Here is a 21,108-nt window from a genome sequence, read left to right as displayed (position 1 = left end):
TCTTGTCGAGACTGTCGTAGCCGCCGAGCTTGAAGAAGAGGGCAGCGAGGCCATTGGCGAGAATACAACCGAGACCAAGCATCAGCAGGAACTGCCTGACAGGCGACAGCAACCTCGAACATCGTCATCCAGCGATTGAAAGTGTTCATCGATGCCTTCCAGAGATCCGGTCGGCATTTTATACGCTCGAAAAATGAAAGATGCGGTAAAGACGGCCTTCTACCGCATTGTTAATCCTGGCCGCTTTCAACAAGCATCACGCCGGATCCGCCCCCATGACAAGGCCCTCAATGTCATGTTTCTGGGTGACCGGCACCAGTTTGTCGACGACGCGGCAAACGAGATGCTCGCGGACTGATAGAGGCAGCGCGTCGAAGTAATTCTGTGTCACCATCAAGTCGTGCAATTCGGCGTGTCCTGCCCCCGGGGCATCGACGCCAAGCACCATGACGGGCCGGGCGATCGGTGAAGCGTGCTCGGTTCCGCGGTGTACCGTCAGCGCCGAACGACAGGATATGTCGCCAAGTTCTGGATATTTCCTAACTGCCCGCTCCTGAAACATCGGCCATATCTCCTTCGAAGGAAACATCTCATGCTTCCACGTCCGTCCATCTTCATACTGAGTGCCAGGCGCAACCTCGAAAGGTCCCATGTCTTCCGTCACGTCTACGCCGGTCAGGTTGAACGCGAGCGATGTAATGCGTCGCCCTTCATAAGTCTCGCGCGGAGAAGGAAAATCGCGATGCCATGGTTGGTATTTCGCACCTTGGAATGGCACATCAAAACCAATCTCGACGATCTGATAATCCCTGCCCAAAGCGTTCTCGCACATGGCCATGACCCACGGATGTGTGACAAGATCGACAAAGCCGCCAAATTCCTCCGGATGTATCTCGACATACCAGCGCCGCGGCCCGCGGCCGACAGCGCCGCCCGGCCGCTGAATTGCTGACCAGAAAGCGGTCATCATGTCCTCGCGCATATTCTCCGCCCACTCGCGCGAGAATGCGCCCTTCTTGCCAACAATACCGTCGGTTTGCAGGATATCGAGATCTTGGTCTGGATCGGAGTCTACTGTAAGTGACGGGTGTGCGCCCATGGCTTCCTCCAGGAATAATATTCTCATTGGCCCAACGATGGGCAATTTATGGACAGCTGTCAAAGTTACGGCTCAGCCTCGCCTGCAGCATAATCCACATCGGGAATAGCCGGGCTAATTGCCTATCGCATTCTTGATGGTCATCCAGGCATCGTCCTTGGCTTGAATGAGCGGCGGTGAGGCGAGTATTTCAGGCCGTTGGCTCCGGCGTTGCCCGTCATGGACCAAGGTCAGCATGCGAATTTCGCCATCGGTAAAATACGGGCTGCCCTCGCCATTGCGGCCATTCAGCGTCGGCCCGACACCCGAGACCTGATAGATCGTCTCCACCATACCCGCCTGCGTAAGACTATTGGCAAAATAGTCACGCTCGGCATCGATATCCGGTGCGATGTCATGCGTTACTTGACCGGTATACTCACTGAATCCCACGCGTTGGTCGAAGGTTGCGGAACCGAGCCACACGGGCCGTTGTTCTACGCCCGTATCGAGCACCTTCCACAAACGAACATGATGTCGCTGCTTTGCACTGCTGCCAACGGGCATTTCGTAAGCGAGGTCCTCGCGGCGGCCTTCATAAAATAGCGGGCTGACCGGAGCCTTATCGTAAGGTCGGTCGAGAACCACGCTTCCAATGATATCAATGCTGGAACGCAAGGTGACAGGATCAGCGGGATACCAGGCACCGGCATGCATTGCGCGGATGATGTCCTCACGATCGCCTATAAGTCCTACATTAAGCGGATCGCCCGGAATGCCGCGTCCAGTCTTCGTCACCATGGGATGACGAGCAAGGTCTGGCTGTCGTTCATAGTGAGTCCAGGCCATTGGAAGAGCCACATACGCCAGCAACAGGTAGACGGCAACGACGATAGCAGCACCGACAAACAGACGCCTCATTTTTCACTTTGCCCCCGCCCTATACTCTCGCGCAACGAGCTTACCGCGATAACGTGGGAAAGAATATAATCCGTTCGACCGACTTGATCGTCGGCGCGGCCGTTACTCCATATCTATGGCTTCACCCGCCTTATAAAGGATCGTAAGCCGGCCAGCATCATCAGCGCTGCTACCCTCGCGTTTCCAGGCAATAACTCCGTCGTGTTTGGAAGCCAGTTCCTTCGCCGCAGACACGGCAAGCTTTTCTGTCTCATGCTGTTGCGGTTCGCCGACCGGATAGAGCGTTCCGGAATCATCTTTATCGAAAACCACGACGGCTATCATGGTGGTGGCTGGTTCGGACATAGCTAGGCTCCACGCTGGGTGTCGTTTCTTATCAACCAGCCGTTGCCGTGTTTGTTCCGCTTGAACCCGCCATTCGCGACCTAGACCCGTTCACCTTTGATTGTCAGAACAACGCCATAAAAAAACGGGCCGAAGCCCGCTTGATTTATCATTGATCCGTTTGGCCCAATCAAGCAGCCTTGATGGCTTCCTCGAGTGTCTTCAGTTGGCCGAGAAGGTCTTCTGCCTTGGCCCGATCTTCGCGGGTTGTTGCGTCTTCGAAGTCTTCCTGGGCGTCCTGTATGCGATTCTGCAGCTCATCGGCCCTTATATCGGTGACGTGTACTGCCGATTCTGCAAGGAGCGTGCAGCCGTCAGGCGTGATATCGACAAAGCCGCCGAAAACGACGTAACGGTCCAGTTTGCCGTCCGGTGTCTTCACAGCGACGACGCCCGGCTTCACTGTCGCCATCAATGGCGCATGGTGCGCCATGACAGTCATATAACCCTCGGTACCTGGCACGACGACCTCGGTGATCTGCTCCGAAAGAAGCAGACGCTCCGGTGAGACAAGTTCGAACTGAAAGGCTTCTGCCATGATATTCACTCAAATCCTGTGGCGAAAAGGCGGGCCGCAGCCCGCCATCAGTCGTGCGTTAAGCCGCTTCGGCAGCCAGACGCTGTGCCTTCTCGATCGCCTCGTCGATTGAGCCAACCATATAGAATGCAGCTTCCGGCAGGTGATCATAGTCACCATTGCAAAGACCCTTGAAGCCCTTGATGGTGTCTGCCAGATCGACCAGCTTGCCCGGCGAACCGGTAAAGATTTCAGCAACGAAGAATGGCTGCGACAGGAAGCGTTCGATCTTGCGGGCGCGGGCCACAGCAATCTTGTCTTCTTCCGAAAGCTCGTCCATGCCAAGGATGGCGATGATGTCCTGAAGCGACTTGTAGCGCTGCAGGATCGACTGCACCTGACGGGCGGTCTGGTAGTGCTCGTCACCGACGATCAGCGGATCGAGCATACGCGATGTCGAGTCAAGCGGATCCACAGCCGGATAAATACCCTTCTCGGAGATCGCACGATTGAGAACCGTCGTCGCATCAAGGTGAGCAAACGAAGTCGCAGGTGCAGGGTCGGTCAAATCGTCGGCGGGGACGTAAATAGCCTGAACCGAAGTGATCGAGCCCTTGTGCGTCGTGGTGATGCGTTCCTGCATCTGGCCCATATCGGTCGCCAGCGTCGGCTGATAACCCACAGCGGACGGGATACGGCCAAGCAGAGCGGACACTTCGGAACCAGCCTGCGTGAAGCGGAAGATATTGTCCACGAAGAACAGAACATCCTGGCCCTGGTCGCGGAAATGCTCGGCGACAGTCAGACCCGACAGAGCAACGCGGGCGCGTGCCCCTGGTGGCTCGTTCATCTGGCCGTAGACGAGTGCGGCCTTGGAGCCTTCGCCGCCGCCTTCCTTGTTGACGCCCGATTCGATCATCTCGTGATAGAGATCGTTACCCTCGCGTGTGCGTTCACCCACACCGGCGAATACCGAATAACCGCCATGCGCCTTGGCAACGTTGTTGATCAGTTCCATGATGAGAACGGTCTTGCCAACACCTGCACCGCCGAAGAGGCCGATCTTGCCGCCGCGTGCATAAGGTGCGAGAAGGTCGACAACCTTGATGCCGGTGACGAGGATCTGGGCTTCCGTCGACTGCTCGACATATTCGGGAGCCGGCTGGTGGATGGCACGGGAAAGCTTTGTCTTGATCGGGCCCGCTTCGTCGACCGGCTCGCCGATAACGTTCATGATGCGGCCCAGTGTTTCCTCGCCGACCGGCACCATGATAGGCGAACCTGTGTCGTAAACGACCTGACCGCGGATCAGGCCTTCGGTCGAGTCCATAGCGATCGTGCGCACAGTGTTTTCGCCGAGATGCTGCGCAACTTCGAGAACGAGGCGGTTGCCTAGATTGTCGGTTTCCAGCGCGTTCAGGATCTGCGGCAGAACACCGCCATCGAAGGCTACGTCAACAACGGCGCCGATAACCTGGCTGACGCGGCCGGCAACGCCAGTTGCCTTGAGAGCAGTCTTGGGCGTTGCTGACTTTGTTGCCTTTGCTGGCGCGGCGGCTTTTGCAGCTGGAGCTGTTTTAGCGGCTGCCTTTGGAGCAGCGGCTTTCGCAACCGGCTTCACGGCCTCGGTCTTTGCTGCAGCTGTCTTTGCTGCCGGGGCAGCCTTGGCGGCTGCGGGTGTTTTCGGGGTCGCTGCTTTAGCCATCGATCCTTACCTTCGCGATTAGAGCGCTTCCGCGCCCGAAATAATTTCAATCAGTTCTTTGGTGATCTGGGCTTGACGCTGGCGGTTGTACGACATTGTCAGCTTGTTGATCATGTCACCGGCATTGCGGGTTGCATTGTCCATGGCGGACATACGCGCACCCTGCTCCGATGCCGCGTTTTCAAGGAGAGCGCGGAACACCTGGACGGAAATATTACGCGGGATCAGATCGCCGAGAATGGCGGCCGGATCCGGCTCATATTCATAAACTGCATCGCCTGCGCTCTCCGGCTCGACATCGCCGATGGCACTGGCTGGAATCAACTGCTGGGCAGTCGGTATCTGTGCGATCACCGATTTGAATTCCGAATAGAACAGCGTGGCAACGTCGAACGCGCCCTCATTGAAGAGCGTGATGATCTTGTGACCGATTTCGTCAGCGTTGACGAAACCAAGCGTTTTGACTTCACGCAGATTGACGTGATCGATAATGTTCTTGCCGAGGTCACGGCGCAGGATATCTGCGCCTTTCTTGCCAACGGTAATGATCTTGACCGTCTTGCCGTCGGCGAGAAGCCGGCGGGTATGATCACGAGCCAGACGCGCGATTTGCGCATTGAACCCGCCGCAAAGGCCACGTTCAGACGTACAAACAACCAAGAGGTGTACGTCGTCCTTGCCGGTTCCGCTCATCAGCACAGGCGCATCATCGCCATCGACATTGGAAGCGATGTTCGCCAGCACTGCAGCCATGCGCTGCGAATAGGGACGAGCGGCTTCCGCAGCCTCCTGCGCACGACGCAGCTTCGCCGCGGCGACCATTTGCATCGCCTTGGTGATTTTCTGCGTCGCCTTGACCGAGGCGATCCGGTTTCTCAGATCCTTTAACGAAGGCATCCGTTCATCCCGTCCGTAATGTTAAGCGAAGGACTTGGCAAAGCCGTCAACAGCGGCCTTGAGCTTGCCTTTGGTCTCGTCGCTGATCTGCTTTTCCTTGGCGATCGTCGCGAGAACATCCTTGTGTTCAGTACGAAGCCATGTGAGCAGACCCTGCTCGAAATTGCTGACCTGATTGACGGCGAGCTTGTCGAGATAGCCATTGACGCCGGCGTAGATCACCGCGACCTGCTCTTCCGTCTTCAGCGGCGAGAACTGTGGCTGCTTCAAAAGCTCGGTCAAGCGCGCGCCACGGTTGAGCAGGCGTTGTGTCGAGGCATCGAGATCGGAACCGAACTGGGCAAACGCCGCCATTTCGCGATACTGAGCCAGCTCCCCTTTGATCGAACCGGCAACCTGTTTCATCGCCTTGATCTGCGCGGCAGAACCGACGCGGGAAACCGACAGACCGACGTTAACCGCCGGACGGATACCCTGATAGAACAGGTTGGTTTCGAGGAATATCTGGCCGTCGGTGATCGAAATCACGTTGGTCGGGATATAGGCAGAAACGTCGTTCGCCTGGGTTTCAATGACGGGCAATGCGGTCAGTGAACCGGCGCCGTTGTCCTCATTGAGCTTGGCGGACCGCTCAAGCAAACGGGAGTGCAGATAGAAAACGTCGCCCGGATAAGCTTCGCGGCCCGGAGGGCGGCGCAGCAGCAGGGACATCTGGCGATAAGCCACGGCCTGCTTGGACAGATCGTCATATCCGATCAGCGCGTGCATGCCGTTGTCACGGAAGTATTCGCCCATGGTGCAACCGGCAAACGGCGCCAGATACTGCATCGGCGCAGGATCGGAAGCTGTAGCTGCAACGATGATTGAATATTCAAGCGCGCCGCGCTCTTCGAGAATCTTGACGAACTGCGCGACGGTCGAACGCTTCTGGCCAATGGCGACGTAGACGCAGTACAACTTTTCGCTCTCATTGCCTGCATCGTGAGCCGGCTTCTGATTAAGAAAAGTATCGAGAATAATCGCAGTCTTGCCCGTCTGGCGATCGCCGATTACCAGCTCGCGCTGGCCGCGGCCAACTGGGATCAGCGCATCGATAGCCTTGAGGCCTGTCGACATCGGTTCATGCACCGACTTGCGCGGGATGATGCCTGGCGCCTTGACGTCAACGCGCGAACGTTGTGTTGCCTTGATCGGACCCTTGCCGTCGATCGGATTACCGAGCGCATCAACAACGCGGCCAAGCAATTCCTTCCCGACGGGAACGTCAACGATGGCGCCGGTCCGCTTGACGGTGTCGCCTTCCTTGATGTCTCGGTCCGAACCGAAAATAACGACGCCGACATTGTCGCTTTCAAGGTTCAGGGCCATGCCACGGGTACCGTCCGGGAACTCGACCATTTCACCAGCCTGAACATTGTCCAGACCATATACACGAGCAATACCGTCACCGACGGACAGAACCTGACCGACCTCGGAGACTTCAGCCTCCTGGCCAAAATTCTTGATTTGCTCTTTCAGGATTGCGGAAATTTCCGCGGCGCGGATGTCCATCAGCCGACCTCTTTCAGTGCAAGCTTAAGCGAAGAAAGTTTTGTGCGAAGTGAAGTGTCGATCTGGCGGGACCCCAACTTGACGATGAGACCTCCAAGAATCGACGGATCAACGGTGACATTGATTGTCACGTCCTTGCCGGCGACGCTTTTCAGCGTGGCCTTCAATTCTGTCTGCTGCGCCGCCGTCAGGGCATGCGCCGAAGTAACGTCCGCCGAAACCTCGCCGCGCTGGGCGCTGGCGATCTGGCGAAATGACTGGATCATGGCAGGCACCGCGAACAGGCGCCGGTTCTGCGCGACGACACGCAGGAAATTGCCGACGAGGCCACTGATCTTGGCCTTTGCGAGGATGGCGGAAATCGCTTTGACCTGATCGCCAGATGAGAAGACCGGGCTCAAAACCAATCGCTTTAGATCGGCACTACCATTGATGAGAGCCTCGAACTCACCGAGATTCTTCTCCACCTCGGCAACGGATTTCGTCTCCAACGCGAGGTCGAACAACGAACCCGCGTAACGCTGGGCAACACCGGTAATGAGCGACGAAGTTTCTGCCACGAACGACAAGCTCTCTGCGTTGGAGCCAAAAATCTGGAAACCGGAAAGGATTTTCGGTCAAATCTTTGGCATTATTGATTTTTTTACCGCCGAAAGCACAACCCGAGAGCCGTATCCGACGAGATTTGAATGCCGTCTAGCATAGGAACTCAGGACTCGCAACACGCGAATCCTCTAAAAAGGCCGTCCCAATCGCCGCAGCTCTGGATAATTATGAGCAACTGATTCAACTAATGCTGTCATGTCTATGCAATGAAGCTGTCATGTCTATGGAATGAAGCCGAAGGCGAAGAGCAAGGGGCCCGTTGCCAGCGCAATCTCGACGACCACCGATATCCAGTTGTAAACCGTGTTGCCCCGATCCGACATCATTGAGATCAGCCGGCCGAAGACCGTAAAGCCCCACGAAACGCCAAGCGCGATCCAGAGAAACGGCTGGGAGAAAACCAGCGCGCTTATGCCAAGTCCAAGATAAAATCCGGCAAACGTGGCGCGCACTTCCGATATGGCTTCAGGCCGCTCGGGTTTGGTTTGCAGGCGCATGATTTTCAGTGCGACGCGAGGAGCAAAGAACAGGATCAATCCGAAGATGACTGTAATCGCTGCTGACAGCCAAGCCAGCCATTCGCCCGTAGTCGCCGGCCAATAAAGTTCCATTTTCTATCCCCTCTTTTTAGCGCGCCGACCCAAAACTCGTCATGGGGTGGCGAAAATGGTGGTTTTCGAGCACCGGAGCGCAGCGTACATTTTGGTACGTGAGCACCGGAGCACAGAAAAGCGCCATTTGCAGCCCGCCGTGGCGAGTTTTATAAGAAGCTTTGCGGATCAATATCAACCTGCACGCGCACCGATCCCCGTTCTTTTGGCCCTGCCGCTAGCATGGCGCGGATAAAGCCCTGAATATCCGCCTTGCGGGTGCCATGGATCAGGAGCCGGAAGCGGTGGCGCCCTCGAACAAGCGCGAGTGGCGCTTCCGCCGGACCGAGCACACTGATCTGCGGCGCGGCGGGCGCGGCGCGGCGTAAAGCCCGGGCATGATTTTCCGCCTCTGGCCGTGTTGCTGCCGAGATGATCAATGCTGCCAGGCGGCCGAATGGCGGGAGCCCGGAGCGTTCTCGCTCCTCTATCTCACGCTCGTAAAAGGCTTGTGCATCACCAGAAACGATCGCGCGCATGACGGGATGGTCCGGTTGATAGGTCTGCAGCAGTCCGAGGCTCTTTTTGCCAGTGCGTCCTGCACGCCCCGTCACCTGGTTGAGCAACTGGAACGTCCGTTCGGCCGCGCGCGGATCGCCATTGGCAAGCCCGAGATCCGCATCGACAACGCCGACGAGAGTCATGTTAGGGAAATTATGCCCCTTGGCGACGAGCTGCGTGCCGATGATGATATCCGCTTCTCCGCGCGCGATTGCATCGAGTTCAAGCCTCAGACGCTTCACGCCCATGAGATCGGATGACAGGACGATGATACGCGCATCGGGGAATGTCTTCTCTGCTTCCTCGGCGATGCGCTCGACACCCGGGCCGCAAGCGACCAGGTGGTCAAGCGTGCCACAGGATGGACAAGCCTCGGGCCTGGCCTCGCGGTGCCCGCATTGATGACAGACGAGCTGACCACGAAAACGATGCTCCACGAGCCAGCTTGAACAGTCCGGGCATTGGAACCGATGGCCGCATACCCGGCATAAAGTCAGCGGTGCATAGCCACGGCGATTAAGGAACAGCAGCGATTGCTCCTTGCGCTGCAAGGTCTGGTTGATCGCCTCGACCAGCGCCGGCGAAAGAAAACCGCCCGGCCGCGGCGGTGATCTGCGCATGTCGATCGATTTGAGGTCGGGCATCGCGGCTTCCGCATAGCGGCCCGGCAGGCGAATGCGCGTATAGCGTCCCTGGCTCGCATTCACCTGGCTTTCGATCGATGGCGTTGCCGATGCCAGAACCACTGGAAAATTGCCGATATGCCCGCGCACCACGGCCATGTCGCGCGCATTGTAAAATACACGATCTTCCTGCTTGTAGGCCGGATCATGCTCTTCATCGACAATGATCAATCCCAGATCCTTGAACGGCAGAAACAATGCCGAGCGCGCACCCGCGACAACTCTGACCTGGCCCTCCATCACTTGCCGCCACACCCGCTCACGCGATCTGGGTGCGAGGTCCGAATGCCACTCCGCAGGTTTCGAACCGAAACGGTCGTGAAACCGATCGAGAAATTGCTGGGTCAGCGCAATCTCCGGCAACAGGATCAATACCTGTTTGCCTCGTTCGATAGCCTTGGCCACCGCCTCGAAGTAAACTTCGGTCTTTCCCGAACCTGTGACACCATCAAGCAAGGATACCGAAAAGCCATTCGTCGATACCGCTTCGACCAATTGACTTGCAGCTTGCGTCTGATCGGGAGACAAGGCTGCTTTCGCATAGTCCGGATCGGGAGCAGCTACGATTGGCCGCGCCGGGATCATTACCTGTTCGAACACACCCTGCGCGGCGAGACCATCGATGACAGTTGCTGACACGCCAGCGGCATGAGCAAGTCCGGTTCGGGTCCACGCCATTCCGTCTTCCGCAAGTTCCAATACGCGGGCGCGGGCACTCGTCATCCTGTCAGGCTCACGGCCGGAGAATCGCAATCCCGGAACAGGCGGCTCCGGATCGAAAGCCGCAGGCACCCGCAGCACCATCCGCGCAACCATGCCAGGCGGCGATATCGTATAGTCAGCGGCCCAGCGCATGAACCGCATCATGCCATCATCGACCGGAGGACAGTCGAAGAGTTCTGAGATCGGCCGCAGCTTTTTGGCATCAATCGAGTCTGTCGAGCCTTCCGTGACAATGCCCGCGACCTCGCGTGGTCCCAGTGGCACCCGAACGATCGAACCGGCCTTGACCTCCATGCCGTCCGGCACGGCATAGCTATAGGGTCGCTCGGCCGGCATCGGCACAAGCACGGGAACAATTTTTTGCGGGATGAACGAATCCTGGCTCATATGGGCGTGACCTTGGCGCGGCTTTCGGATAAAGAAAAGCCACTTTCCGAGAGAAATATCCTATCTCTCATATTCGGCGCAGCTCATGCTGGGCCATCAGTCATATAAGGAAGGACTGCTCCGATGAAATTCTTTGCCGATACCGCCGATGTGAAGGAAATCCGCGAACTCAACGATCTTGGATTGCTTGACGGTGTGACAACCAACCCGTCCCTGATCCTCAAGTCCGGCGGCAGCATCTTCGAGGTCACCAAGGAAATCTGCAGCATCGTCAAGGGACCGGTTTCGGCCGAAGTGACAGCAGTCGAATATGAGCAGATGATGAAAGAGGCTGCGGTGCTTGCCAAGATCGCAGACAATATCTGCATCAAGGTGCCGCTTACTCTTGACGGCCTCAGGGCCTGCAAGGCGCTTCGCTCCGATGGACACCTCGTCAATGTCACACTTTGCTTCTCTGCCAATCAGGCGCTGTTGGCCGCGAAGGCCGGTGCAACATTTATCTCTCCCTTCATCGGCCGCATCGACGACATCGGCATCAACGGCCTCGAGCTGATTTCCGAAATTCGTACGATCTACGACAATTACGACTATCCAACGGAAATCCTTGCGGCCTCGATCCGTACAGTCAACCATGTCAAGGAAGCCGCACTCATCGGTGCAGACGTCGTAACCGCGCCGCCGGCAACCCTGAAGGCGCTCGTCAAGCATCCGCTGACCGACAAGGGTCTCGAGACGTTCCTCGCTGATTGGGCGAAAACTGGCCAGCAGATCGCCTGATCGCGTGGATACCGGCTATCTCTCCCCCTCAAGGGGGGAGACAATACGTTATCGGTTATACAATTGATCCAATATCTGACGCTCAAAAAACGCCAGTTCGGGCGAAGCATGACGGCGAGGGCGTTCTACCGGGATCGCCAGATCGAGCGCAATGCGTCCGCTATCGATGACGACGACGCGGTCGGCAAGCGAAACGGCCTCGGCTACATCATGCGTCACCAGAACCGCGGTGAATTTCTTCGCCAGCCAGATTCGTTCCAGCAATTGTTGCATCTCGATCCGCGTCAGCGCATCCAATGCGCCGAGAGGTTCGTCCAACGCCAATATGGATGGGTGCCCCACCAGCGCCCGTGCGAGAGCGACGCGCTGCCGCTGCCCGCCTGAAAGCACGGACGGCCACTCGCCGCCACGATCCGCCAGTCCGACTTCGGCCAGAATCTCCAGGCTTTTCTTGCGCGCAGTCTCGCCCTTTTCGATACCGGTCAGCCCTACACCGACATTGGCGGCGACCCGTGCCCAAGGCAAGAGTCGCGGCTCCTGAAACATGATCCGCGTGCGTTTCTGATCAGCTTCCGGGACTCCTGTAACAATCTCGCCCGATGTCGGCTTGTCGAGCCCGGCGAGCAATCGCAACAAGGTGCTCTTGCCGCAGCCGCTCTTTCCGATAATCGCAACGAATTGTCCCTCGTAGACGTCAAGGTTGATGCCATTCAGAACGGCCTTGCCGGCAAACTGCTTGGCAACATTACGAAACGAGAACGATACCTTGCCTTGCGGTGCTGGCCTGTAGGCGGGCGTCGTCGTGGAATAGGATTTGCGGGCTGTTACGGTAGCTGCGGTCATCTTGATTCCTCAAACAGTCTGGAAGGCAGGGTGCCATTGCAGTGATATCCGCTCGAGAAACCGCGCCAGCGAATCCGCCAGCTTGCCAAGGAGCGCATAAATCAAAATCGATAGAACAACGACGTCGATCAGCAGGAATTCGCGTGCTTGCATCGCCATGTAGCCAAGACCCGAAGACGCCGAAATCGTTTCGGCGACGATCAATGTCAGCCACATGATACCAAGCGCATAGCGCAAGCCCACGAAGATCGAGGGCAGCGCGCCGGGCAGTATCACACGCACGAACAGCTGTGTCCGTGACATGCCATAGATGCGGCCCATCTCCACCAGCTGCGGGTCGACACCCTGAATACCGAGCAGTGTGTTTACGTAGATTGGAAAGAACACGCCGAGCGCAACGAGAAACAGTTTCGCCTCCTCGTCTATCCCGAACCACAGGATGACCAGCGGAATCAGCGCCAGGTGTGGAATATTACGGATCATCTGCAGCGTTGTGTCGGTTAGTTCACGGCTGAGTGCCGATAGTCCATTGGCAAGGCCAAGCGCGAAACCGATGCTACCGCCGACGAGAAAGCCGCTGAGCGCACGCAATGTCGAAATGCGGATATTCTCGATGAGTTCACCCGACAGCAGTAATTTCCAGAACGCCTCTCCGACAGCGGACGGTGCTGGCAAGACGTTAGCCGGTATAAGCCCGGCTCGCGACGCGCCTTCCCATCCCGCAAGCAGCAAGGCAGGCAAAAGCCAGCCCAGCGCGCTGCGCCCGATAGAACGGAGCGCCCTGCTCATGAGGAGGCCTGCAGGCGTTTGTCGCCATAAAAGCCGACGCCAAACTCGTTCTCGATCGAACGGCGCGGGGCACGCGCCTTTCCGCCAAGACCAAGTTCCGGAAACAGAAGTTCCGCAACACGGTAGGCTTCTTCCAGGTGCGGATAACCGGAACCGATCACCGTATCGATCCCAACCGCCTGGTATTCGCGAATCCGCGCCGCGATGCTTTGCGGCGATCCGACAAGTGCGGTGCCTGCACCGCCACGTACGAGGCCAACGCCCGCCCAAAGGTTGGGACCGGCGACAAGCTTGTCGCGGCGCCCGCCATGCAGTTCCGCCATCCGGCGCTGTCCGACAGAATCCATTTCCTTGAGAAACCGCGCCTGCGCGACTTCGATCTGGTCATCGGTGATCCTGCTGATCAGCCTGTCCGCCGCCGCCCAGGCTTCATCTTCAGTTTCGCGAACGATGAAATGCAGGCGAATGCCAAAGCGCAGCTTGCGGCCTTTTTGACCCGCCTTTGCACGTGCACGCTCGATCTTTTCGGCTACCTGCTCCACTGGCTCGCCCCACGTCAGGTACATGTCGACCTGTTCCGCCGCAAGGTCTTGTCCCGCATCGGATGACCCGCCGAAATAGAGCGGTGCGCGTTCCTGTACAGGCAGGAGGTCAAGCCTTCCGCCTTCTACCCGATAATGTTTGCCGTCAAAGTCGACCGTTTTGCCGGAGACAAGGTCGCGCCAGATCTTCAGGAACTCCGCGGCTTGTTCATAGCGCTGGTCATGAGGCAGGAAGACGCCGTCGCCTGCAAGTTCCTTGGGGTTGCCGCCAACGACCACGTTAAGCAGCAGACGCCCGTCGCTCAGGCGGTCAAGTGCCGCCGTCTGCCGCGCAGCGAAAACCGGCGACGTCACACCCGGGCGCAGTGCCACCAGAAACTTCAACCGCTCCGTATGTGCGGCGAGCCCCGCTGCTGTGATCCAGGAATCCTCACAGCTTTGCCCCGTTGGAAGTAACACACCCGGGAAGCCCAGCCGATCGACCGCCTGCGCTATCTCGCGGAGGTAATCATGTTCCGGCGGCCGTTGCTGCCGTTCCGAACCAAGATAGCTGCCATCGCCATGCGTGGGGATGAACCAGAAGAAATCGAGCGGGCCTGGCTGCGTCATAAGAGTATCCAATCCTGATTTTGTAGGCTGAGGCTTGTAGAGATTAGCGGCCAGCATGGCGTGAATATCCTCGGCCGCTAGTTGCTTGGGGCCGTCCACACGACATCGGAAATCTTGATGGCATTGGGGATGAGCTTCAGCTTGAAGAAGCGGTCTGCGGTTTCCTGTTGATGCGCGATTATGGCCGGTGTAATCGGTTCGACGCTGAAAACCGAACGGTTCGCCGCGAGGGTCTGCGCGTCGAGAGGCACGCCGGTCACTTCGTGCAACGCTTCGGCCACCTTGTCCTTGTTGGCGTTGGCCCAATCCGCAGCGACCTTCAGCGCGCCGATTGTCTCCGTCACGACTTCCGGATGTGCCTTGGCAAAATCGCGATTGGCAATGAGATAGGTGTTGACGTTGAGAACGTCGCTGGTGCGGACGAGAATGCGCGGATTGTAGCGCGTCTCGGCAATAGCGAAGAACGGATCCCAGATTGCCCAGGCATCGATTTTATCGCTGGCAAACGCCGCAGCGGCATCGGCCGGGCTCAGGAAAACCGGCGTGATTTCATCGTAGCCCACATTGGCTTTCGCCAGCGCCGCGATGAGAAGATTGTGCGCGCTTGTCCCTTTGCCAACACCTACTTTCTTGCCCTTGAGGTCGGCAAGCGACTGGATGGACGAGCCGGGTTTGACGATGATGGCTTCACCCTTGCCATTGGGCGCAAGAGCAGCAGCATAGGCAATGGCGGAACCCGCCGACTGGCCAAAAATGGGCGGTGCATCGCCGACCCAGCCAACATCAATGCTGCCGACATTCAGCGCTTCAACGAGTGGCGGACCTGCGGTGAACTCGACCCATTTGACCGCAACACCCTTCGGTTCAAGTGCTTTTTCGATTACCTGCTGCTGGCGGGCGATCACAGGCAGACCTGTTTTCTGATACCCGATTTTCAGCTCTTTTAGAGGCTCAGCGGCCTGTGCGAATGTGGTGGCAAATACAGCCGCAGCCAAAAGGGTCGCACCAAATGCTCTACATATCAGTCTGGACATTGGTCCCTCTTTGGATGCGGGCTTTTATTAACAAAAGGCCTTCCCGCCCGACCGGGAATTGATCCAATGCTAGTTAACTCGACTAATCTAATAGAGAAAAGAAATTTCATAGAATCCGGTGCGAAAGGATTAGTTTTCCCGCCGCTTGGATAGTAAGGAGCCAGAGATTGCCCCGATGCGACGCTACTCACTACTCGTCGTCGCCGAAACGGCCGTCTAGCCTCAATCCCTCGATGGATGTTGCGCCGTCCTGGCGGACTACGGTCATGGCGCGCACGCCGGTCCGAGCAGAAATTTCATCCGCAAGCGCGCGTGAATGCGTGACGATCCACAACTGCGTGCGCTCCGCAGCTTGAGCAATCATGTCGGCAAGAGCCGGCAGCATGGACGGATGCAGGCTGGTCTCCGGCTCGTTCAGCGCAATCAGCCGAGGCAGCCTATAAGAAAGAAGTGCCCCTGCCAGCGCGAGAAACCTTATCTGGCCATCCGACAGTTCTTCCGGACGAAAAAGACGTTGTGGAAATTCGGGAAGGCGCAGACCGAAAGTTGCAGTCTCTCCCGGAACCGGCACATCGAGGGTGGCACCCGCTAGCGCTTCGGCGATGCAGCGATCGAGATCAATTGTATCTTCGCGGATATGCACCAGCGTCGCAAAGACAGCAGCAAGATTGCCCCCGTCTTCGTCCAGCATCGGCGCGGTAATTGCCAGGGACGGCCGTCGAACGGGCGAATCGCGATCGGTACGAAAGCCGTGATAGAAGCGCCAACCAAGCAGCGTGGCGCGCAGGTCGCCGATCTCGGGGTACCGTCCCGAGCTACCGAGAATCGCCAACCCCGTTTCGGAATCGAGCAGCTTGACCGGGTGCTCGACGCGCCGACCGGAATCATCCCTTGCAAATACCGCTGGCCCCTTGCGGCCCATCATCTCGACCGGTCTACGGCCGCTGTCGATGCTCAGCGTTTCTTCCTTGATCTGCGGCTCGAAAGCAAAACCGGCGGCGGCTGGCGGTCTCAGCCCAACCTCCACTTGGTAACTCGGGGCCAGACCGGTTTCAACGGAATAGCCCGATCGGATTGCGGTGTCATCGCCATCAAATTCGGCAGTGAAACCCATGCGGACAGGACCGGATCGGCGCTTCCCGGTCCACAGGGCCGACTGCATGCCACCTTCGCGCGCAATCTCGTAAGAAAGCGTCCCTTCCGCCGATGCCTTGATCAGTTGCATTGCTCGATAAAGATTGGATTTGCCGACACCGTTCTCGCCGACAAACAGTGCGAGCGGACCGATATCAAGCCGTATCGAACGCAACGACCGGTAACCATTCGCGCAAAGCGAGGTCAGGCGCATTGTCTACATCCCGACGTTTACTACCTAAATTTTAGATAGATCCTGCGCGACACTGAGATTAAGCGATTCCGCAAGCTCGCGCGCCGCGCGGTTATTCGCGTCGCGCTGCGCCCTGAGTACGGCATAACGCTGCCTTGGCGCGTCGTAGTCCGCAGTGACAATTCGTGTTCCGGTACCAACCACCTTTCCATCGGAAAGGCGCGTCAAGGTATAGGAGCCCGTCATGCGCATCGAACCAGCCGTTGGCTGGCCGGATTTATCATTCGTTGCATTCTGCACGAGCAGCAACGACAGATCCCTGGAATAAACGCTTAGCGTCAGCGAATAGGCGGGGCTGGCTGGTTCTCCGGCGCCGCCGGCAAACAGGAAAATCAGGTTGTTGCGCACTTCCTGCGTCACGCGGTCGCCGGGCTGGTTGATCGAGACGCCGGCAAGCTTCGAGCGTATGTTGTCGTTGACGCTTCCAGTCACTGTAGGGCTCGGAGTCGAATACAGCGGCCTCACTTGGCACCCTCCGGCAATGAGAGCCATTCCGAGAACGCAGACCCGCAACAACAGACGCCCGGAACGCGATCCTGGCTGAAAACGATCAGGCAACGACATTGATGATCCTCTGCGGTACAATAATGACTTTCTTTGGCGGATTACCATTCAACGCGGCCCTGACGAAATCAAGCGCGAGGGCGGCTTTTTCGACCGCCAATTGATCCGCATCTCGGGCAATTGTCAAATCACCACGCTTCTTGCCGTTGATCTGCACCGGCAGCGTCACATCGTTCTCGACGATCAGCGCCTCATCATAGGTTGGCCATGGCTGATGTGCGATAAGATCCTTGCCGTTCAGCGCTTTCCAACACTCTTCAGCCAGATGCGGCATCATCGGCGCAATCATGGCGATTAGCATGTTGGTCGCTTCGCGGCACGCGGCGATCATTGCCTTGTCAGCTTCCCCGGCGGCGATTTTCTGCAGGGGACCGGACAAAATATTCACCAGTTCATAGAGACGGGCGACCGCCTTGTTGAACGCCAGCTTTTCAATGTCCTCGCCGACAGCCTTCACTGTCTTGTGCGCGGCTTTTGAAACCTGCAGCGCTTCGCCCTCGGAGGCGGCGGCAGGCTCAGCAGTCTTCAGCACTTCTGCAGCTTCGGAGATCAATCGCCAGACGCGCTGAACGAATCGGTGCGCACCTTCGACGCCGGCTTCCGTCCAGATCACATCCCGTTCTGGCGGCGAATCGGACAACATGAACCAGCGCGCCGTATCGGCGCCATAAGAAGCGATTATATCGTCCGGATCGACCACATTCTTCTTCGACTTCGACATCTTCTCGATCGGGCCGATCTCGATCTCTTCCCCTGTCTCCATCAAGATCCCGCGGCGCTTGCCGTCACTCTCTTCGACCTTGACCTCTGCTGGCATAACCCAGCCGTCCTTGCCCTTGTATGTCTCGTGCACCACCATGCCTTGGGTAAACATGCCCTTGAACGGTTCGCTTATATCGAGATGCCCCGCTATCTTCATCGCCCGGGTAAAGAAGCGCGAATAGAGCAGATGCAGGATCGCATGCTCGATGCCGCCGATATATTGATCGACCGGCAACCAGTGATTGGCGATCTTCGGATCGGTGGGCTCATTCTCCCAAGGCGCCGTAAAGCGGGCAAAGTACCAGGAGGAATCGACGAACGTATCCATCGTGTCGGTTTCACGACGCGCAGCCTTGCCGCACTGCGGACAGTTCACGTGTCGCCAGGTCGGATGACGGTCGAGCGGATTACCGGGACGGTCGAACTCGACATCGTCCGGTAGCTTGACCGGCAGATCGATCTTCGGTACCGGAACCACACCGCAATCGTCACAATGGATCATCGGGATCGGGCAACCCCAGTAGCGCTGGCGCGAAATGCCCCAGTCGCGCAGGCGGAAGTTGACCTTCCGTTCACCTTGCGGCCGGTTGCCGATCGTCTGCTTTTCCAGCCGGTTCGCCACCTGCTCAAATGCCGCGGCAGGCGTCATGCCATCAAGGAACTGCGAATTGATCATCACCCCGTCATCGACATAGGCCGTCTCGGTGATCTGGAATGTCGCTGCATCAGCGTCCGCGGGCATCACCACGGGCACCACAGGCAGGCCATATTTGTTGGCAAAGTCCAAATCGCGCTGATCGCCCGACGGGCAGCCGAAGATCGCGCCCGTGCCGTAGTCCATCAAGACAAAATTTGCGACGTAAACCGGCAGCTTCCAATTCGGATCAAACGGATGCTTGACGCGCAGGCCGGTGTCGAAGCCCCTCTTCTCAGCGGTCTCCAGCGCAACAACGGACGTGCCGGCGTGACGGCATTCCTCGTTGAACTTCGCCAGCGCCGCATTGGTTTCCGCAGCCCTCTTGGCGAGCGGATGATCCGCAGCTATAGCAATGAACGACGCACCGAACAGCGTATCGGGACGTGTCGTATAAACCTCGATCTCATTCTCGTCGCCGAACCGTGACTTATCATCCAGCGCCCAGCGGATCAGCATGCCTTCCGACTTGCCGATCCAGTTGCGTTGCATCAGCCGCACCTTGTCGGGCCATTGGTCGAGATCGTCCAGCGCGCTCAGCAATTCCTCATTGAAATCGGTGATCTTGAAGAACCATTGCGTTAGCTCACGCTGTTCGACCAGCGCACCGGAGCGCCATCCGCGCCCGTCTATGACCTGTTCATTGGCAAGGACCGTCATATCCTCCGGATCCCAGTTGACCTTGGAGGATTTCCGCGTCACCAAGCCCTTCTCGACGAAATCGAGAAACAGCATCTGCTGGCGATGGTAATATTCGACGTCACAGGTTGCGAACTCGCGTGACCAGTCGAGCGACAGCCCCATGGATTTGAGCTGGCTGCGCATGGTCGCGATGTTCTGGTAAGTCCAGGTCTTCGGGTGAACCTTGTTCTGCATCGCAGCGTTTTCGGCAGGCATGCCGAAAGCGTCCCAGCCCATCGGATGCAGCACATTGAATCCCTTGGCGCGCTTGTAGCGTGCAACGACATCGCCCATCGCATAGTTGCGCACATGTCCCATATGGATGCGGCCCGAAGGATAGGGGAACATCTCAAGCACGTAATACGGGTCACGCGGATCATCATTCGGCGTTTCGAAAAGTTTGGCGTCATCCCAAACCTTCTGCCAATGCTTTTCGGCTACACGGGGATTGTATCGTTCGGTTGCCATGAACGGGATTCTCTTGCAAAGGATAATGGTTGCGGGACCTTCACCATGGATTGGTGGGACCGTCAACCATTTGAAGCTGAAGGAACCCGCGAAAACCGGGCTCGTGTATCATAAATAGGACTCAACTGCGCCATGCCCAATGCCGTTGAACAACTTTTTGCCGTTCAGAGCGAAATCCGCAAGGCCGAGGTCGAGGCCAACCGTTCGGAGGGCTCGGTAACATTGGTAGCGGTTTCCAAGACTTTTGATGCCGACGCGATTCGCCCGGTTATCGAAGCCGGGCAGCGCGTTTTCGGTGAAAATCGCGTACAGGAAGCTCTGGCGAAATGGCCATACCTGCGTACCGATTTCCCGGATATCGAATTGCACCTGATCGGCCCGCTGCAATCCAACAAAGCGCAGGAAGCTGTCGCTCTTTTTGATGTGATCGAAACTGTCGATCGCGAGAAGATTGCCTCAACTCTGGCCGTGGAAATGAAGAAACAGAATCGCTTTCCGAAACTCTTCGTTCAAGTCAACACCGGCTCGGAACCCCAGAAAGCCGGTATAGAACCTAAGGAAGCGTTGGCCTTCATAACGCGCTGCCGCGAAGTGCATGGCCTGATAATCGAGGGCCTGATGTGCATTCCGCCTGCCGATGAAAACCCCGGGCCGCATTTTGCCCTTTTGCGCAAGATTGCTGACAATGCCGGCGTGGAGAAGCTTTCCATGGGCATGTCGGGTGACTACCGGATTGCCATAGGCTTCGGCGCGACGTCGGTGCGCGTGGGCTCGGCGATTTTCGGCACTCGCTAGTCCATCCTACCAGCTACGGCGCGGCCCGGTATCGATGTGATAATAGCCCGCCGGATAGCGCTTCAGCCCACCCACATCTTTCGCGGAAGAAAGAAACCCGATCAATCCGGACGCGCCGCCATGTACGCGGAAATCAACAGCTTGGCAGTTGAGATGGTAGGACTTGTCCCGGCCGCCGACACTGCGATTGCGTGATCGCGAACGAACGGTGGAGTTGACGGTTATGGGGCCATATTTTGCGGACACGCGATTGAGTACATTCCTTAAACGTTCGGGGACACATTTCGACGGGGCTTTGTAATCGATATAGGCCTTGCCGCGAGGCATGGCGGCGAGCACCAGAGGGCTTATCTTGTCGAAGACGGAATCTTTCAAGAGATGTGCGTGCTCGTCATCGAACATGTGAGCGCCGATCCGCTCTTGAGGATTTGACGGTTCAGGCAACGTTCCGGCATCCGCGGGGATTGCCAGCGCGAGCACCATCAGAAAGAGCACCGTGAATTTCGCGCGGAACACAACACTGCGCAAGGGTTGAATTGTCATTCTTCGATCCTTGGTGT

Annotated in this window: 20 protein-coding genes; 2 read left to right on the top strand and 18 right to left on the bottom strand. The window is 57.6% G+C overall.

Annotation, left to right across the window (positions count from 1 at the left end; translation table 11 throughout):
- Positions 1–256 precede the first annotated feature (256 nt).
- From N8E88_RS19270 to N8E88_RS19225, 10 genes are all read right to left on the bottom strand, one after another.
- Entirely contained in the window at positions 257–1,099 is an 843-nt protein-coding gene (locus N8E88_RS19270; protein ID WP_262295083.1) for a phytanoyl-CoA dioxygenase family protein, read from the bottom strand.
- A gap of 114 nt (positions 1,100–1,213) precedes the next feature.
- The gene (locus tag N8E88_RS19265) at positions 1,214–1,999 is read right to left on the bottom strand and encodes an LssY C-terminal domain-containing protein (RefSeq protein ID WP_262295082.1); all 786 of its coding nucleotides are present in this window, start codon (positions 1,997–1,999) and stop codon (positions 1,214–1,216) included.
- 102 nt (positions 2,000–2,101) lie between these two features.
- Complete coding sequence (locus N8E88_RS19260) at positions 2,102–2,344, bottom strand: hypothetical protein (RefSeq protein ID WP_262295081.1); 243 nt, start codon at positions 2,342–2,344, stop codon at positions 2,102–2,104.
- A gap of 169 nt (positions 2,345–2,513) precedes the next feature.
- On the bottom strand, positions 2,514–2,921 hold the full coding sequence (locus N8E88_RS19255) for a F0F1 ATP synthase subunit epsilon (RefSeq protein ID WP_262295080.1): 408 nt from the start codon (positions 2,919–2,921) through the stop codon (positions 2,514–2,516).
- Between the two features lie 58 nt (positions 2,922–2,979).
- Positions 2,980–4,605 carry a F0F1 ATP synthase subunit beta gene (gene atpD / locus N8E88_RS19250; protein WP_262295079.1) on the bottom strand — a complete coding sequence of 542 codons (1,626 nt, stop codon included), beginning with the start codon at positions 4,603–4,605 and terminating at the stop codon, positions 2,980–2,982.
- 18 nt (positions 4,606–4,623) lie between these two features.
- The gene (locus tag N8E88_RS19245) at positions 4,624–5,502 is read right to left on the bottom strand and encodes a F0F1 ATP synthase subunit gamma (RefSeq protein WP_112532178.1); all 879 of its coding nucleotides are present in this window, start codon (positions 5,500–5,502) and stop codon (positions 4,624–4,626) included.
- A gap of 21 nt (positions 5,503–5,523) precedes the next feature.
- Complete coding sequence (atpA, locus tag N8E88_RS19240; protein ID WP_262295078.1) at positions 5,524–7,053, bottom strand: F0F1 ATP synthase subunit alpha; 1,530 nt, start codon at positions 7,051–7,053, stop codon at positions 5,524–5,526.
- Positions 7,053–7,613 (bottom strand): F0F1 ATP synthase subunit delta, encoded by a 561-nt coding sequence (locus N8E88_RS19235; RefSeq protein WP_262295077.1) that lies wholly within the window; start codon positions 7,611–7,613, stop codon positions 7,053–7,055. Before N8E88_RS19235 ends, atpA begins: the two co-directional genes overlap by 1 nt.
- Before the next feature lie 267 nt (positions 7,614–7,880).
- Positions 7,881–8,270, bottom strand: a complete 390-nt coding sequence (locus N8E88_RS19230) for an AGROH133_08824 family phage infection protein (protein ID WP_262295076.1) — start codon at positions 8,268–8,270, stop codon at positions 7,881–7,883.
- 149 nt (positions 8,271–8,419) lie between these two features.
- Positions 8,420–10,603 carry a primosomal protein N' gene (locus N8E88_RS19225; RefSeq protein WP_262295075.1) on the bottom strand — a complete coding sequence of 728 codons (2,184 nt, stop codon included), beginning with the start codon at positions 10,601–10,603 and terminating at the stop codon, positions 8,420–8,422.
- A gap of 123 nt (positions 10,604–10,726) precedes the next feature.
- Between N8E88_RS19225 and fsa the strand changes: the two genes are divergently transcribed.
- Entirely contained in the window at positions 10,727–11,380 is a 654-nt protein-coding gene (gene fsa, locus N8E88_RS19220) for a fructose-6-phosphate aldolase (protein ID WP_262295074.1), read from the top strand.
- 48 nt (positions 11,381–11,428) lie between these two features.
- Here the strand turns inward: fsa and N8E88_RS19215 are convergent, their stop codons facing one another.
- The 7 genes from N8E88_RS19215 to leuS all read right to left on the bottom strand — a co-directional run bounded on the left by N8E88_RS19215 (position 11,429) and on the right by leuS (position 19,753).
- Positions 11,429–12,223, bottom strand: coding sequence for an ATP-binding cassette domain-containing protein (locus tag N8E88_RS19215; protein WP_262295073.1), 795 nt, complete (start codon positions 12,221–12,223; stop codon positions 11,429–11,431).
- Positions 12,224–12,232: 9 nt separating this feature from the next.
- Positions 12,233–13,012: an ABC transporter permease subunit gene (locus tag N8E88_RS19210; protein ID WP_112532172.1), complete on the bottom strand. Its 780-nt coding sequence runs from the start codon at positions 13,010–13,012 to the stop codon at positions 12,233–12,235.
- Positions 13,009–14,163 (bottom strand): FMNH2-dependent alkanesulfonate monooxygenase, encoded by a 1,155-nt coding sequence (ssuD, locus tag N8E88_RS19205; protein ID WP_262295072.1) that lies wholly within the window; start codon positions 14,161–14,163, stop codon positions 13,009–13,011. The genes N8E88_RS19210 and ssuD overlap by 4 nt, the downstream gene beginning before the upstream one ends.
- A 77-nt stretch (positions 14,164–14,240) precedes the next feature.
- Positions 14,241–15,197, bottom strand: coding sequence for an aliphatic sulfonate ABC transporter substrate-binding protein (locus N8E88_RS19200; RefSeq protein WP_262295071.1), 957 nt, complete (start codon positions 15,195–15,197; stop codon positions 14,241–14,243).
- Positions 15,198–15,387: 190 nt separating this feature from the next.
- Positions 15,388–16,545, bottom strand: a complete 1,158-nt coding sequence (locus tag N8E88_RS19195; RefSeq protein WP_262295070.1) for an AAA family ATPase — start codon at positions 16,543–16,545, stop codon at positions 15,388–15,390.
- A gap of 24 nt (positions 16,546–16,569) precedes the next feature.
- A complete protein-coding gene (gene lptE / locus N8E88_RS19190) occupies positions 16,570–17,016 on the bottom strand; it encodes an LPS assembly lipoprotein LptE (protein WP_262295069.1) in 447 nt (148 codons plus the stop codon).
- A gap of 118 nt (positions 17,017–17,134) precedes the next feature.
- Positions 17,135–19,753, bottom strand: coding sequence for a leucine--tRNA ligase (gene leuS / locus N8E88_RS19185; RefSeq protein WP_262295068.1), 2,619 nt, complete (start codon positions 19,751–19,753; stop codon positions 17,135–17,137).
- A 132-nt stretch (positions 19,754–19,885) separates the two neighbouring features.
- Between leuS and N8E88_RS19180 the strand changes: the two genes are divergently transcribed.
- Positions 19,886–20,548 carry a YggS family pyridoxal phosphate-dependent enzyme gene (locus tag N8E88_RS19180; RefSeq protein WP_262295067.1) on the top strand — a complete coding sequence of 221 codons (663 nt, stop codon included), beginning with the start codon at positions 19,886–19,888 and terminating at the stop codon, positions 20,546–20,548.
- A gap of 6 nt (positions 20,549–20,554) precedes the next feature.
- Here the strand turns inward: N8E88_RS19180 and N8E88_RS19175 are convergent, their stop codons facing one another.
- On the bottom strand, positions 20,555–21,091 hold the full coding sequence (locus N8E88_RS19175) for a YcbK family protein (RefSeq protein ID WP_262295066.1): 537 nt from the start codon (positions 21,089–21,091) through the stop codon (positions 20,555–20,557).
- Positions 21,092–21,108: the final 17 nt, after the last annotated feature.

This window comes from Phyllobacterium zundukense (genome assembly GCF_025452195.1).
Classification (GTDB): Bacteria; Pseudomonadota; Alphaproteobacteria; order Rhizobiales; family Rhizobiaceae; genus Phyllobacterium; species Phyllobacterium zundukense_A.
This window is presented reverse-complemented; position numbering and strand designations above follow the sequence as displayed.